The sequence below is a fragment of the Clostridioides sp. ES-W-0016-02 genome, from assembly GCF_020641035.1.
Taxonomy (GTDB): Bacteria; Bacillota; Clostridia; order Peptostreptococcales; family Peptostreptococcaceae; genus Clostridioides.
In genome coordinates, this window is record NZ_CP061362.1 from 185,467 (window position 1) to 200,091 (window position 14,625).

The window sequence follows — 14,625 nt, forward strand, 5'->3', positions numbered from 1 at the left end:
TATTTATAATAAATCGCTTGTTATAGACTCTGTTAATTTAAGAAAATAACTATCTTCATTTTGAGTTTTGGAATCTTTTCTATTTAAACTTACTGATAAATTTTCAATATTATCAAATGCTTTTATTAAATCATTACTTAACTTAAAATTATTTTTTGAGAGGTAATCTAATGAAATTAATAGCCATTCATCGAGTAAATCTGGTATCATACCTACAAGCTCTTCTGAATGTGATATTGCATACGCTCTTTTAAAAATATCTCTTGTATCATTATCATATAAGTTTGTATTATCTGACATACAATATAATATAAGACTTCTTAATGTTAAAAGAAAATCTTCTAATTTAAAATAATTACCTAATAACGGAGGTTCCAGCCTTATAACATAAGCATCATGTAAAATTAATGTTATTATTTTGTATTTTCCTTCAAGGAATTGTGTGAATTTACTCATTTTATTTATCTCATCATTCCTAAGTTTATATAAATAAGGCTCAATGTTAAAGAGTTTTTGACCATTTTTCATAATATCATTAAATACTAAAATTTTATAAAAGAATTTATCGTCTATTTCTTTATATTTTTTTTCCTTAAGAATTTTAAGTGTGGAAAATATAATATTCAATTGGGTTAAAGGTAAAGTAATTGATACACTTATTATTATACTTATTATCATATTAAGATTTAACATTTCGTAAAGCATATTAAATATACCAAAACCAATTGAAAGAAGAGCAATATAAATGCAAATAGAGAGTTCTTTTACCCCAGCCACATATGGCTCGAACCGATATTCTTTTAATAGTTTTTTTATAACTTTTATTTTCATATAAATTATTTCCTTTCGTTATTATTTAATATAATTATATATTTTTTATTGACTATAAACAATAAAAATTGTAAAAATAGTAAAATATAAATACTAATCACATCGCTATAGTTCAAAATATGTTAAATTCTTGAGCTTTAAAGTTATAAACATATATAAAAATGTGTAATATATTTGGTAAACAAAAAGTTTTTAAAGATAAAAAACAATTTAGGGGGAACATGATATGAATAAGGTTAAAGAAGAAATAATGTATTTAAGGGAAGAAATAATTAAGCATGATTTATCATATGCAAAAGGTAATCCTGTAATATCAGATACCGAATATGATAAGTTGTATTTAAAATTAGTTGAATTAGAAGAAAAACATCCAGAATATAGTGATGAAAATTCACCAACAAAAAGAATAATCGACATAAAAGTAGAAGGATTAGAAAGAGTAGATCATACTATACCAATGTTGTCTCAAAAGAAAATAAACGACTTAGATGAATTAGATAAGTTTATAAAACAAATGGATGATGAACTTATAGTTGAAGATAAGTTAGATGGATTGACAATTGTATTAAAATATAAAGATGGCTTTCTTTATGAAGGAGTAACAAGAGGAGATGGGATTGTTGGAGATAATATTACCCATGTGATTCTCAATACTCCTAATGTGCCTAAAGTCATACAATTCAAAGGTTATTTAGAAGTGAGATGTGAAGGAATTATCCCAAATGAAGAATTTGAAAGGGTAAATAGTCTTTTAGGAGAAGAAGATAAATACAAATCTTCAAGGAATTTAGCTTCAGGGACAGTTAGAAGTTTAAATGGAGGAGTAGCTAAAGAAAGAGGACTTAAACTAATAGCATTTGATCTTGTTAAGGCAAACAATACTTATTTTGAAAAAGATTATGAACAGTTAGAATTTCTGAAAGAATTGGGATTTGATGTTGTCAATTATGAATTATTTAAAAAAACTGAAGAAGATCTGTTGAAATTAAAAGATTATGTTTCTAATTTTAATAAAAATGTAAGAACTTTCTTATCTTATAAGGTTGATGGTTTAGTTATTAAAGCAAACTCCTTAGTATTAAGAGAACGATTGGGTAATACAAATAAATATCCAAGATGGAGTAGTGCTTTTAAATTCGAGAATGAAGAAGCTATAACTAAACTAAAAGATTGTGTAATTGAAATTGGCAAGAGTGGACAATTAACACCAGTAGCCATCTTTGAGCCAGTACAAATAGATGGTATAACAATATCAAAAGCTACATTGTCTAATTTTAAAAATGTCAAAGATAAAGATATTAAAATAGGTGATAGAGTAGTAGTAGCAAGAGCTAATGATGTTATCCCTAAAATAGAACGTTCTATTAAAGAAGATAGGACTGGAGAAGAAAAAGAAATAGAAATCCCTAAACTTTGCCCTGTTTGTAATGAACCAATAGTAAAAGAAAATGTTCATTATTTTTGTGTAAATGATGATTGTCCAGCACAAATAGAAGGGAAAATAATTCATTTTGTAAGTAAAAAAAGCTTAGATATAGATGGATTAGGAGAAGAATCTATAAAATTATTCTTAGATAATGGTTTAATATCTTCAATAATAGATATATTTTATTTAAAAGATAAGAAGGATAATTTATTGAAACTTGATAAATATGCTGATAAAAAAGTTAATAACTTATTAGAAAATATAGAAGCTTCCAAACAGGCTTCTTTATCTAAAATATTACATGGACTTTCAATTAAATTAATTGGAGGAAGAGCTTCAAAAGAATTAGCTGATAAATTCATAAGTATGGAAAATATATTAAATATATCCAAAAATGTGGAAGAATTTAAGCAAAGTATATTGTCTATAAACAATTTTGGAGAAGAAATGTCAAATAATTTAGTATTATTTTTTAAGGATGAAAGAAATATAGAATTAATAAATAAATTAATGGAGGTAGGATTTAAAATGGAAGAACAAATAGTTAAAGTCAATGAAGAGGAAAATATGTTAACAGGTAAAACAGTAGTTATAACAGGTAAATTTACTAATTTTACAAGAGAAGAATTGACGGAAAAAATTGAGAATAAATTTGGAGGTAAATGCTCTAAATCTGTGTCTAAAAAAACAGATTTCTTGATTTATGGAGATAAAGCAGGGAGTAAGTATAATAAAGCATTAGAATTAGGTGTAAAACTAATTACAGAAAAGGAACTTCTTGATATAATATAAATAAGAATTAATAAAAACAATATTTAAATTTAAATATTGTTTTTTTATTAAGGAAGAAGGTGTTATTAGTGGTAAAATCAATAAATTACTATGAAACAGAAAATAAAAAGCGTATTTATGTTAAGATAGTTGACCGAAAAACAGATGCCTATTTTGATGTTATAAAAAATGAGTGGGCTCCTAAAAAAATAAAAGAAATAGAAGAAGAGGTATTTAAGTTTGCTGGCGTTGACAACATAGATGAATTTAAGAAAATAAAGAATAACATTTATACTTCAAAAGATAAAGACCAAGTTTTTATAAGTAAATTTAATAAGATTAAAAATTATACAATGACTGATAAATATTTTAAGGAAATAAAAGAAATCATTAAAGAAATTGATAATAGTAAAATAGAAAAAGAAATTATTAATATTGAGAAAAATAGAAAAGAGTACTTAAAAGAAAGAATCTATAAGACACTATCATATATGAATAAAAACAATAGAAAAGAGAAATATGAGGATATAAGTACAGATATAATTAAATTAGAGAAACTTAACTATAATACTAAAGATATAAAACAAGAGCTTGAAGATAAATATAGTAAGTTAACAGTACAATACTATATAGGCAAATTTGAATATAATCTTAACTGTATAAGGGAGTATAAAAGAATAAGTGATAATAAAATTAAACTATGTAAATCTTCAATTAAAAAATTGAACGAGCTTGGAGAAAATACAAGTGCTTTAGAAAATAAATTAGAAGAAACTATAAATGAGAAAAAAGAACAAATAGAAATTGAAAGATTGAAAAGTATTGAGAAACTAAGAAAAAATACAATATATCTAAGTTATTTAAAGGATGGAACTTTTAGATTAGAGAACAAGGATTATACTAACTACGATGAAATTAAAAAATTAATAAAGGAATTAGAAATAGGAGAATTTGATGGGTTACATTCAATTATAGTTAATATTAAAAAATTAGATGATAATGAAATTAACTATGAAATAGTCAATAAAAAGGTTACAAAAATACCAACTCTTACTGAACTAAAGGAGATGCCTTCTGTATTTCGTTTAAGAGGTTGTACTTTTAAAGAAAATGCAAATAAAGGTTGTTATGTAGCAGTTTGCGATGAACTTGGTACAGTTATTTATTTTCTAACAAGTATTGAGAAGGTTAATAAATCTGGGACGATGATAACTTACGACTTTCCTCATTTCGAATTTGAAAGTGATTCTTATTATGCCGTAAGATATGGAAAACTATATGATATAAGAAAGAGAGTCTACAAATTTGTTAATGAAAGATGGTATGAAGTAAGTTATACTTATAATGTAGAATATAAATAATTGGAGGAGTATATATGGCAGTTTCTGATATGAAAAGAATAGCAGTAGGAGAAAAATTTCCAGGTGAACTACATGGTGGGATAGGTATTACTCTTGGAGAAGCTGGATTTACAGCTATATTTAAATTAAAGGATTTGGATAAAGAAGAAATATTAAACTTCCACACAGGTGATTTAAGAATAGATATATCTTTTTTAGAAAAAATAATATTCTTTGTATTTGATAATCCAAAAGGCATAGGAAGTGCAGATATTCCTTTTACAGTGCATTTGGCAGATGTTAAAGAGTTGCAAGAAATTAAAGAAAATGAAGGTTATAGAATGGACCTTATATTAGTAGAAGGTAAGAATAATATTGTAAAAGGCCTTAGAATGATTAGTTTTAACAATAGAACCTCTAAATATATAAAAAAATATATAGATGCACAATTATTAGAAACAGATTTTAATAAAGAAAATTATAAGGAAAAAATAATTACTTTACAAAAAAAATATAAATTTAAAGATATTAAAGGGATGTCAAGAGCATATACCAGTTTTAAAAGATAATATAATAAAGATGGTTATATAACCATCTTTATTATATTTGTATGCTATTTATTTCTTCTAATAATTCTCTTTTACTTAATTGCATATAGATATCTGTAGTCGAAAGAGAATGTCCAAGGAGTTGTTTTATTGCAGAATAGCTAACTCCTTTTTTATCTAAATTTTTAGTAAACAAATGCCTAAAAGCATGAGGATAAACTGAATCTTCATTTATATTGGTCAATAAAGCATACTTCTTTAATATTCTAAAAACTTCGCTTCTTGATAAAGCTCCTCTTTGACCAGAAAATAAAAATTGAGTATTATCAACTCTTTCATTATCAACATATTCTTGAAATACATTATTAAGTACCGAAGGGATGAGGATTTTTCTATATTTACTACCTTTACCTTTTATCATGATTTCATCTTTTTGTATTGATTTTACTTTAAATTGCAGTAGTTCGCTAACTCTTGCTCCAGTATAAAATAAACCTAACATTATAGCCTTAGCTCTTAAATCATTTACTTCTATCGATTTATTTAGCATTAAACGAACATCCTCATTTGTAAGCATATCATCAATGAATGTTTGGTTTTGAATCTTAGCAACTGGAACATGTATATCTATATTTTTAAATCTTAGATAAGCATTCAAAGAGTTTATTTTTCTGTTTACAGTTTTAATCGAGTAATCTTCAATTATTTCATTTTTGTATCTTTTTAATAATGTTTTGTCTATATCTTCATTCTTATATATATTTAAAAACTGTTTTATATCTAATGTATAGTTATACTTAGTGTTTTTAGATAATTTTTGTATGCTTTTTTCAAATTCAAATAATTCATTCTCAATATTCATCTCTCTAAATACACCCCATTATTATATTTTCATCTGCGTTCTATCCTAAGACAATGTGTTTCATAGTCTTCTTCTTTTCCCTTATTTTTAGTATATTTTTGAACAACTCCATATAATTTTAATTTATCTCCTGTTTTTAATATTCCTAAATTCTTAAAGGTATTAGTTATTTTAAACCATTGATGCCCTATGTAATATTTTTCCCCTTTATGTTCGATTATTATATTTTTCAGTAATATTCTATAGCTTCTTTTGTCCTTAATATATCTTGTAGCACTGTCATTGTAGACAAGGCCATACTTTTCAAACTTGGCAATTGCATTTACTTTTAATCCTAAAAATTGCTTAAGATCTTTTCTTATATTTGAACACCACCATTTTATAATATTTCTTATTTTATTAATTATATCAAAAAACATATATATTTTAAATTATTTTTTTACAATTTAATATTTTATATAAAATATTAAATTGTAAAAAAATACAGATATCTATTTTTATAAATAACTTATTGTTTATATAAAATTTTTTGTGTTTTATTTTAAATAAACATATATATATGTTATAAATATTTGTATTTAATATATAATATAATATTAAAACCTAAATTCTGAAAAATTATATTTACGAAATTTTCCTTTAGTTGAGAACTCACAACATAGTTTATACTATGTTGTGAGTTCTTGTTTTTTTGAAGCTTTATTTTAGCCTTAGAGATAGCTTGGAAATATTCGCAATGTATTTATATAGATTAAGGTTAATATCTCTTAAAAACGATTTTAAGGCTTAAAATGAGGGAATCAGCGAAAATAGTAAGGAATATAACGATATTAAAAATAAGCCCTATTCTATACTTGAAAAATTTATAAAATATATATTGATTCTATATAATGTAGTATATTTTTATGAATAGGAGGTATTTTATAACATGAATAATATAAAAAAATCTCTTTTGGTAATATTGAATATGATTTTAATATTATCAAATGTATATATTCCAATAAACGCTTTAGAAAGAGATGTAAATGTAAATGTAGCTCAAGACCCAGATATTGATATAGTTTTAGTTGCTGGGAAAACAGGGACTTCTTTAGGTTCTTTTGAATCAGATATAAAGAATTCTTTAAAATCGAAAGGAGTTAATATAAACAAGGTTAATGTTCAAGCGATACAGTCGAGTCAGATTACTGCTGAAAGTAATTTTACTTGGCAAAAATATGACCATGGTAAAGGATCTGTTTCTAACAACGATGTTATTTTTAATGGATATACTGAGGAAGGATATTCAGATTTTTGGTTTTGTAACAATACTAAGATAGGAGAAAAAACTTTCACTTTTACATTAAATGAAAGTCAAGTAAAATACCACTCTTTCATGGGTGGAGGATTTTTATTTGGAATGAAAGATTATGGAGATGGAACTTTTGAAGGATATACTTTGCTTATAGATTCAGGGACTATGAGTATAAAGAAAATTCCAAGAGTATCTAAAACAACATTTAGTAATACTAATGGGAATTTTGCATATGAAAATCCAAGTGGTTTAGGCACATCTTCTGTGGCTAAGATGTCAACTCAGACACATGATATTAAAATGGTTTTAGTTGATAACTCTGTTAAGGTCTATGAGAATAATACACTTAAACTTGATTATACATTAAGTACATCTACACCTGGAGAGGGATTTGGTATAATAGCAGATCACAATTCTCATAATTGTAGTGAGACTTCTACATTTAGACTTAGTAATTTAGTTATGAGAACAGAAACAAGTAAAGAGTTTAATGAGGTTTTAAGAGGTCCTGAATGGAGAGATAACTCTGTTAAATTTATAGTTAATGTTGAAGATAAAGAAAGACCAGATTTTAATTCTTCAACTGCATTAGGAGAAATTGTTTCAAGGATGTTAAATGAAGATATATATTTAGTAAATTTAGGTACTACCAACTCAAAAGGGCAAATTGATAAGTTAATAGCATCTAATAATAACAATGGAATATTTATAAATAACGCAAATTATAGTAGTAGTATAGATAAAACTGCTCAATACATATTAGATCAACTAAATATATTAACTAAGCCTTCTCCATATGTACTAATTAATACACCATTTAAATATTCTATCACACCAGAAGAGTTAAAAACAAATACAATTAGTGAAAATTTCCCTGATGGAGCATGGAAAATAGACCACGATTACACTTATTTTGATAATTCAATGGGGAAGTCATCTATATCTGGACTTTACATGAATAATTTTAATTTGAAACTTGATAAACCTGGTAAATTGGATATTTCATTTGAAGATAAAAACGTTATACCTGCAAGCTTATATGTTCATAGGAAACCAATAGCTAATTTTGGATTCAGTTTATCTTCGAATGGGTCTGGATATAACATTAATTATACAGAAGCTTCCTATGATGAAGATGGCATAACAAAGTCGGACAGAGGGGTTAAAGAAAAAGAGTGGAAATATAAAACAACTACAGGTAGTAGTTGGATAAATGGTAGACCAGCTACTATAAATCAAAACACAGACTATATTGTACAATTGAGAGTTAAAGATTATCAAGATGTATGGAGTACCCCTGATGTTAAGTATATAACAACCAGCAATGAAGCAGTTAAGCCAATAGCTTCATTTAATTCTCCTAAAACAATAACTAAATATGAAACTTTAGATGTAGTAGACACCTCATATGATCCATATGCACGTTCAATTTCTCAATATGAATGGGAAATCTTTAATAGTAAAGGAACATCTATATATAAAAGTAGTGTTCCAAATAAGAATTTAGGTAGCTATGGAGTTGGTACGTATATATATTCCTTAAAGGTAAAAAATTCTCAGAATGTATGGTCTCCAGTATTTAAGAGAGCTATAAATGTTGTGGCTGATACTAATGCTCCTGATATATTTGCTGATATTGTAAACCATCAAGGGACACCTGATGAAATAGACGTGAACTTGAGTTTTACAGATTTAGGAGGAAGTGGATTTAATAGCTATAGGTATAAAATCTCTAATAATAAAACATCTGAGGAAAATTGGTCTGATTGGAAACAGGAATCGAAAGCTTCTATAAAAATAGATAAGTATGGAGACAATTATCTTTATGTAGAAGCCAAAGATAATGATGGTAATATAGCGAAGAGAACGTTTGGTCGATATACTAAAACTGATATAACAGCACCAAATATAAATGCAGATATAGAATCTCATCAAGGGACACCTGATGAAATAGCTGTAAATTTAAACTTTACAGATTTAGGGGGAAGTGGATTCAATAGTTATAGATATCAAGTATCTCAAAGTACAGATATAGACAACACTAAATGGTCTGACTGGATAAATAGAAATATTGCTAAGGTGAGTATTAATACTTATGGAGTAAACTATATCCATGTAGAAGCTAAAGACAATGATGGGAATACATCTAAGAAGACTTTTGGGCCTTACAAAATAACTGATGAAACTGCTCCAGAGATAGAAGCTGATATAAAAAATCATAGTGGAACTCCTGATGTTATAAAAGTGAATTTAAGTTTTAGTGATTTAGGAGGTAGTAGATTTAATAGCTATAGATACCAAATGTCTCAAAATACAGATGTAGACAGTAATAACTGGTCTGACTGGATAAATGGAGAGAGTGGAGTTATTGAAATAAGTAAATATGGCAATAATTATATTCATGTTGAGGCTAAAGACAATGATAATAATATATCTAAAAAGACATTTGGTTCATACAATATAACTGACATAACTCCACCTAAAATAGAATCAGATTTGGAAAATGACGCAGGAAGTCCTACTTCAATCAATGTTAAATTTAAATTCTCTGATGATGAAGGAAGTGGCTTTAATAGCTATAGATATAAAATAGTAACTAATGTTAAAGAAGATAAAGTTTGGTCAGAGTGGATTTCTAAAGATAATGATGTAATTAAAATAGAAAGCTATGGAGTTAATTATATTTATATAGAAGCAAAAGATAATGACAACAATATAACTCAAAAAATGTTTGGTCCATACAATCGAACAGATAATATTGCCCCTGAGATAAAAGCTGATATAGAAAATAAAGACTGGACAAGAAGTGAAATAGATGTAAATTTAAGCTTTAGTGATTTAGGTGGTAGTGGTTTTGATAGTTATAGATATCAAATTTCAAGTAATGAAAAAGAAATTGGGCCAAAGTGGTCGGAATGGATTAACAAAACAAATGATTTAATTAAAATAAGTAGCTATGGTAAAAACTATATCCATATAGAGGTGAAAGATAATGATGGTAATTTAACTAAGAAAACTTTTGGTCCTTATAATAGAGAAGCCCCACAATCTAATGGCCATGAGACTAAAATGGACGATTTATCAGGAGAGGATAGATTTGAAACAGCTATTAAGATAAGCCAAAAAGGTTGGGATTCTTCATATTACTTGGTTCTTGTAAATTCTAATTCTATTGTAGATGCCATGACATCAAGTCCATTAGCTTCATCTAAAAAATCTCCTATATTATTGACAGATAAAGAATTTATATCTGAAGATACTAAAAATGAGATTAAGAGATTGGGAGTTGAAAAAGTATATTTAATTGGTGGTGAAAATGTAATAGATAAAAGTGTGGAAGAGCAACTAACAAGCATGAATATTGAAATAGAGAGAATAGCTGGGGTGGATAGATTTGAAACCAGCTTAAAGATAGCAAAACAAGTAAAAGGGAATAGTATTAGTAAAGATGTGTTTGTTGTTAATGGAGAAAACGGACTTGCTGATGCTGTAAGTGTTGGAGCTATAGCTTCTCAAAGTAAATCTCCAATAATACTTTCAAATGGAGAATCTATTCCTATAGGAATAGATGTAGTTGAAAAATCAAATAAAGCATATTTTGTTGGTGGAGGTAGTACTATATCAGATAAATTAATCTCAGAAATACCAAATTCTATAAGGTTAGCTGGTGAAAATAGAAATGATACAAACTCAGAAGTAATAAATTTCTTTTACAAAGATGATATGTTAAATGGTATATATATAGTAAAAAATGGATCTGATAATGAAGAAAATTTAGTTGATGCATTAGCAGTTAGTGTTTTAGGAGCAAAGACTAAATCTCCAGTAATGTTAGTCGGCAACACTTTAGATGAAAAACAGATTGATTTATTTAACAATAAACATTTTGAACAAGTTGTTAAAGTAGGTGGGAGTGGGAATGAATCCTCTTTTAGCGAGATAGAAGATATAATTATTTCAAAAAGATAAAAACAAATAATGCTTACTTATAGTAATAATAAATTATTTATATACTTAAGAGACTGGGACGTAAACCTGGTATATATTCAACTTGGAAAGATTGTTTAAAGCAAGTAAATAAATATTCAGGTTCTTTATTTAAATCTTTTAATACACTTGAAGAAGCTCAAAATTTTATTGGAAAAAAAATTAATGTTAAAAGCAGTATGGAGAATAGCAATAAAAAACAGACTAAAATATGTACTATTTGCGAGAGACCTTATTTCGGGAGGACTCAATCTTGCCCAACTTGTTTAAAAAAACTAAAAGAATTAAAAGATATTATGGATCCAAATGGAAATTATAGTAAGATATCTATAAATAAAGTTTTATTTATAAAAGAAAGATATTCACCAGAGGATGTATTTAGCTTTATAGAAGAAAATAAAAATCTTTGGAGGAAACTTCCTTCAAGAAATGAAAGATTGAAGGTCAAAAGAGCAGTAAGAGAGTACCATAGGAGTACAGAATATTTAGAGTCTAAATATATGAAATGGGAAGGTGAAATACCATTATATATAAAGACACTTTTAGATAATTATCCATCGAAAAAATTGCTAACTCTAAGTGGAGATAAGCTAAATCCTAATATACATTATGTTTGTTTAAAGTGTGGAGAAGAGCAAGTACAAACATATAGAGATTTTAAATTAAATAAAAGTCATAATTGTAAAAATTCAAAATCAAGTGGAGAACTACTTGTTGAAGATTATTTGAAAAGTTTTACAAAGATAAAAACTCAACGTAATACTTTAAGATGTATAAACCCTATAACAGGAAGGCAACTTCCATATGATGTAGAGATAGTTGGTTCAAAATTATTAATTGAAATACAAGGAGAACAACACTTAAAGTATATAGAATATTTTCATGGATCTATTGAAAATTTTAAGTATCAACAACAAAAAGATAGTTATAAAAAGGAATATGCAGAGAAGAAGGGATATAAATTGCTGTACATTTATTATGATGATTTTAAAAATGATAGATTTAAGCATAAAATTAAATCTGAGTTAGATGCATGTAAATAATTTTATATCCTTAGATAAATAGCTATACATAAAATTTGAATTTATTCATGTATAGCTATTTATAATGTTCAAAATCATTATAAAGGAAGTGGATTTGTGTGTAAGCCAAGGTTATTTATATTAATATTTTCTGTAATTTTTCTCTTTAATGTGTTAGAACCAGAAGCTTTGCCAAGAATTGAAGTTTTTAATTATAAAAATAGTTATGATATGTCTTACTTAATATCAAAACAAAAACATAGCACAACTTTTATCTTATTTAATAAAGAAAAATTAAGTGATGGTTTAAGTGCAAGTGCTTTAGCAGGGAGTACTGAGGCATCTATATTATTTACAAATAAAGATTTTTTACCAAAAGAAACTAAAGATGCTTTAATAAATGCAAAAAAAGTATATTTGTTAGGTGGATATAGTTCAGTAAACTTAGAAACAGAAAAAGTTATAAAAAAACAGAATATAGAAGTAATAAGATTAAGTGGGAAAGATAGATTTGATACAAGTTATAAAGTTGCTAATGAAATTTCAAAACATAAAGATATAAATAAGATATTTTTAGCTAATGGTTTAAAAGGAGAAGCAGATGTTATAAGTATATCTCCTGTAGCTTATAGAGATGGAGCTCCCATAATATTAACAAATGGGATGGACACTAAATATAATATAAGTGGTAAAAAAGTTTATGTAATAGGTGGATATACTATAATGGATAAATCTTTTGATAAAGATGAATCTATAAGAATAAGTGGAGAAGATAGATTTAGCACAAATAATAAAATAATAAATAGTTTTTATAATGTAAATCCAGATAAGATATATTTATGTGATGGAGATAAGTATTTAAATGCTTTATTAGGAGCAACAATACCAGGAGGTAATCCTGTTAAATTAATAAATAATAAATCTCCAGAGCTTTTATATGGAGGCTCTACAAAGCCAATATTACTTGGAGAATTATCTAATATAAATAGTTCTAAAGTTAAACTAATAAGTGATCTTGTTGATGTTAGATTATCCAATAAAAAAGAGATTGATCAAAACGAGCTAAATAACATGGTTAAGGAGATTTTATCTATAGATATCAAATTACTTACCTCATTAAAAGTTAATAATAAAAAAATAATTATAACTGATATGAATGTTACAGACATAGAAGAATTTAAATCTTTAAAAGGGAAGAAAGTACCTACATATAAAAACACTACATATGAACAACTTGCAGGTCTTTCAAGCAATAAGGTTGCAGTAGCCGTATTAGGGAAAGCAAATATGTCAAGCAGTAAAAGTGTTATATTACATGAAACAGCTCATCTAATAGATTCTATGCTTGGAGATATCTCTAAATCCGATAAATTTAAAAATATCTGTAAAAATGAAGCTAAAAATATGTACCAAATTGATTACGTTACTGGAAATAGCATAGAGTATTTTGCAGAATCGCTCATGAATTATTATCTGCCTGAAGAGAATATAAAAATAAAAAATAATATTCCTGATACTTATTATTTTATAGAAAAAGAAGTTACAAAGAGTAAATAATTAATCTAAACTAAGAATAAAATAGGTCGTTTTTTTACGATATATTAAAATATCATATGTGGGACATCTATGATATAATAGTTATAGCAAGGAATACTTATTTGAAAAATTAAAGAGTGGCGTTTCCATAAAAATTAACCTTCATTCTCATATGAGGGGAGGTGAAATTTATGATAAATCTAATGATGAATATTATGGCAGGTTTAATATCTTGCTGGATATATGACAAATTAAAAAGCCACTCGAATCCTACTAAGAGTGGCTGGGAACTTAATATTAAGTTCCGTAAAAGTTCCAAATAAACTTATTTAATTTTGGAAACATCACTTGAAGTTTGATTGAGTAAAATATGTTTCCTTGCTATTATTATACCATATATAATAGAATTTTAAACAAAAACATGAACCTTATTTATTAAAATTATGTTTATTTTTTATAGAAGTAAATATGTGAATAGAGTATAGCTTTTTAAGTTACATATTGTTCTATATCTTAACTATTCTTTAAATGTATGTTTAAGGATTAGTTGGAAATAAAATACAAAAACACAATTTGAAATGTGCTTTGTATCAAATTACTATTGTTATTTGGATTTAATCTCAGGATCATTAATTTGAACATTAAAAATTTCTTCTAAAGAATCACTTAAACTTTGCAATGAACCGTCATGTATTTGGCTTAAAAACTCCCTTGTTGCATATTTTAAATAAGCTTCTTTATTCACAATAACCTCATAGTATGTTAATCTGCTAATTCTTTCTGCTTTTAAAAAGTGCTTTTTTACTAATCTTGATAAAATTGTTAATGTTGTTGTCGGTTTCCATTTAAATTTTTGTTCCATTTCTTCAATTATTTCTTTTGATGTGACTATATCATTTTTTTCCCAAATAAATTTCATTACTCTAAATTCTGCTTTTGGTATTTTTTTTATAAACATATAAACATTCCTTTCATAGAATATAGTTTACTAACATTTATATACTTTAA

The 14,625-nt window shown here is 26.2% G+C and carries 11 protein-coding genes and 1 pseudogene; 8 read left to right on the forward strand and 4 right to left on the reverse strand.

Translation table 11 applies throughout. The annotated features are described in order from the left end of the window. Positions 1-3: 3 nt before the first annotated feature. Positions 4-831, reverse strand: coding sequence for a hypothetical protein (locus IC758_RS20375; RefSeq protein ID WP_227825203.1), 828 nt, complete (start codon positions 829-831; stop codon positions 4-6). A 226-nt stretch (positions 832-1,057) separates the two neighbouring features. On the opposite strand from IC758_RS20375, the gene ligA reads away from it, so the two are divergent. The 3 genes from ligA (at position 1,058) to IC758_RS20390 (ending at position 4,937) form a co-directional block, all read left to right on the forward strand. Beyond that, the gene (gene ligA / locus IC758_RS20380) at positions 1,058-3,049 is read left to right on the forward strand and encodes an NAD-dependent DNA ligase LigA (RefSeq protein ID WP_227825204.1); all 1,992 of its coding nucleotides are present in this window, start codon (positions 1,058-1,060) and stop codon (positions 3,047-3,049) included. 68 nt (positions 3,050-3,117) lie between these two features. Next, entirely contained in the window at positions 3,118-4,389 is a 1,272-nt protein-coding gene (locus IC758_RS20385) for a hypothetical protein (protein ID WP_227825205.1), read from the forward strand. 14 nt (positions 4,390-4,403) lie between these two features. Continuing rightward, on the forward strand, positions 4,404-4,937 hold the full coding sequence (locus IC758_RS20390; protein ID WP_227825206.1) for a hypothetical protein: 534 nt from the start codon (positions 4,404-4,406) through the stop codon (positions 4,935-4,937). 31 nt (positions 4,938-4,968) lie between these two features. Here IC758_RS20390 and IC758_RS20395 read toward each other — a convergent pair whose 3' ends face one another. Then, on the reverse strand, positions 4,969-5,778 hold the full coding sequence (locus IC758_RS20395) for a tyrosine-type recombinase/integrase (RefSeq protein ID WP_227825207.1): 810 nt from the start codon (positions 5,776-5,778) through the stop codon (positions 4,969-4,971). A gap of 29 nt (positions 5,779-5,807) precedes the next feature. Beyond that, the gene (locus IC758_RS20400) at positions 5,808-6,197 is read right to left on the reverse strand and encodes a hypothetical protein (RefSeq protein WP_227825208.1); all 390 of its coding nucleotides are present in this window, start codon (positions 6,195-6,197) and stop codon (positions 5,808-5,810) included. Between the two features lie 509 nt (positions 6,198-6,706). Between IC758_RS20400 and IC758_RS20405 the strand changes: the two genes are divergently transcribed. The 5 genes and pseudogenes from IC758_RS20405 (at position 6,707) to IC758_RS21095 (ending at position 13,940) form a co-directional block, all read left to right on the forward strand. Next, a complete protein-coding gene (locus tag IC758_RS20405; protein ID WP_227825209.1) occupies positions 6,707-11,041 on the forward strand; it encodes a cell wall-binding repeat-containing protein in 4,335 nt (1,444 codons plus the stop codon). A 53-nt stretch (positions 11,042-11,094) separates the two neighbouring features. Next, a pseudogene (locus IC758_RS21295) lies at positions 11,095-11,196 on the forward strand (RNase H1/viroplasmin domain-containing protein); the annotation flags it as partial. A 42-nt stretch (positions 11,197-11,238) separates the two neighbouring features. Continuing rightward, on the forward strand, positions 11,239-12,102 hold the full coding sequence (locus IC758_RS20415) for a hypothetical protein (protein ID WP_227825210.1): 864 nt from the start codon (positions 11,239-11,241) through the stop codon (positions 12,100-12,102). 96 nt (positions 12,103-12,198) lie between these two features. After that, complete coding sequence (locus IC758_RS20420) at positions 12,199-13,638, forward strand: cell wall-binding repeat-containing protein (protein ID WP_227825211.1); 1,440 nt, start codon at positions 12,199-12,201, stop codon at positions 13,636-13,638. 170 nt (positions 13,639-13,808) lie between these two features. Continuing rightward, positions 13,809-13,940, forward strand: a complete 132-nt coding sequence (locus tag IC758_RS21095; RefSeq protein WP_255613091.1) for a hypothetical protein — start codon at positions 13,809-13,811, stop codon at positions 13,938-13,940. 281 nt (positions 13,941-14,221) lie between these two features. On the opposite strand, the gene IC758_RS20425 is transcribed toward IC758_RS21095, so the two are convergent. Continuing rightward, the gene (locus IC758_RS20425) at positions 14,222-14,575 is read right to left on the reverse strand and encodes a BlaI/MecI/CopY family transcriptional regulator (protein WP_227825212.1); all 354 of its coding nucleotides are present in this window, start codon (positions 14,573-14,575) and stop codon (positions 14,222-14,224) included. Positions 14,576-14,625 lie beyond the last annotated feature (50 nt).

What these genes read in the sequence shown, in the direction of transcription:
- IC758_RS20375 (WP_227825203.1), bottom strand. Translation starts at nt 831, where the DNA reads ATGAAAATAAAAGTTATAAAAAAACTATTAAAAGAATATCGGTTCGAG.
- ligA (WP_227825204.1), top strand. Translation starts at nt 1,058, where the DNA reads ATGAATAAGGTTAAAGAAGAAATAATGTATTTAAGGGAAGAAATAATT.
- IC758_RS20390 (WP_227825206.1), top strand. Translation starts at nt 4,404, where the DNA reads ATGGCAGTTTCTGATATGAAAAGAATAGCAGTAGGAGAAAAATTTCCA.
- IC758_RS20395 (WP_227825207.1), bottom strand. Translation starts at nt 5,778, where the DNA reads ATGAATATTGAGAATGAATTATTTGAATTTGAAAAAAGCATACAAAAA.
- IC758_RS20400 (WP_227825208.1), bottom strand. Translation starts at nt 6,197, where the DNA reads ATGTTTTTTGATATAATTAATAAAATAAGAAATATTATAAAATGGTGG.
- IC758_RS20405 (WP_227825209.1), top strand. Translation starts at nt 6,707, where the DNA reads ATGAATAATATAAAAAAATCTCTTTTGGTAATATTGAATATGATTTTA.
- IC758_RS20415 (WP_227825210.1), top strand. Translation starts at nt 11,239, where the DNA reads ATGGAGAATAGCAATAAAAAACAGACTAAAATATGTACTATTTGCGAG.
- IC758_RS21095 (WP_255613091.1), top strand. Translation starts at nt 13,809, where the DNA reads ATGATAAATCTAATGATGAATATTATGGCAGGTTTAATATCTTGCTGG.
- IC758_RS20425 (WP_227825212.1), bottom strand. Translation starts at nt 14,575, where the DNA reads ATGTTTATAAAAAAAATACCAAAAGCAGAATTTAGAGTAATGAAATTT.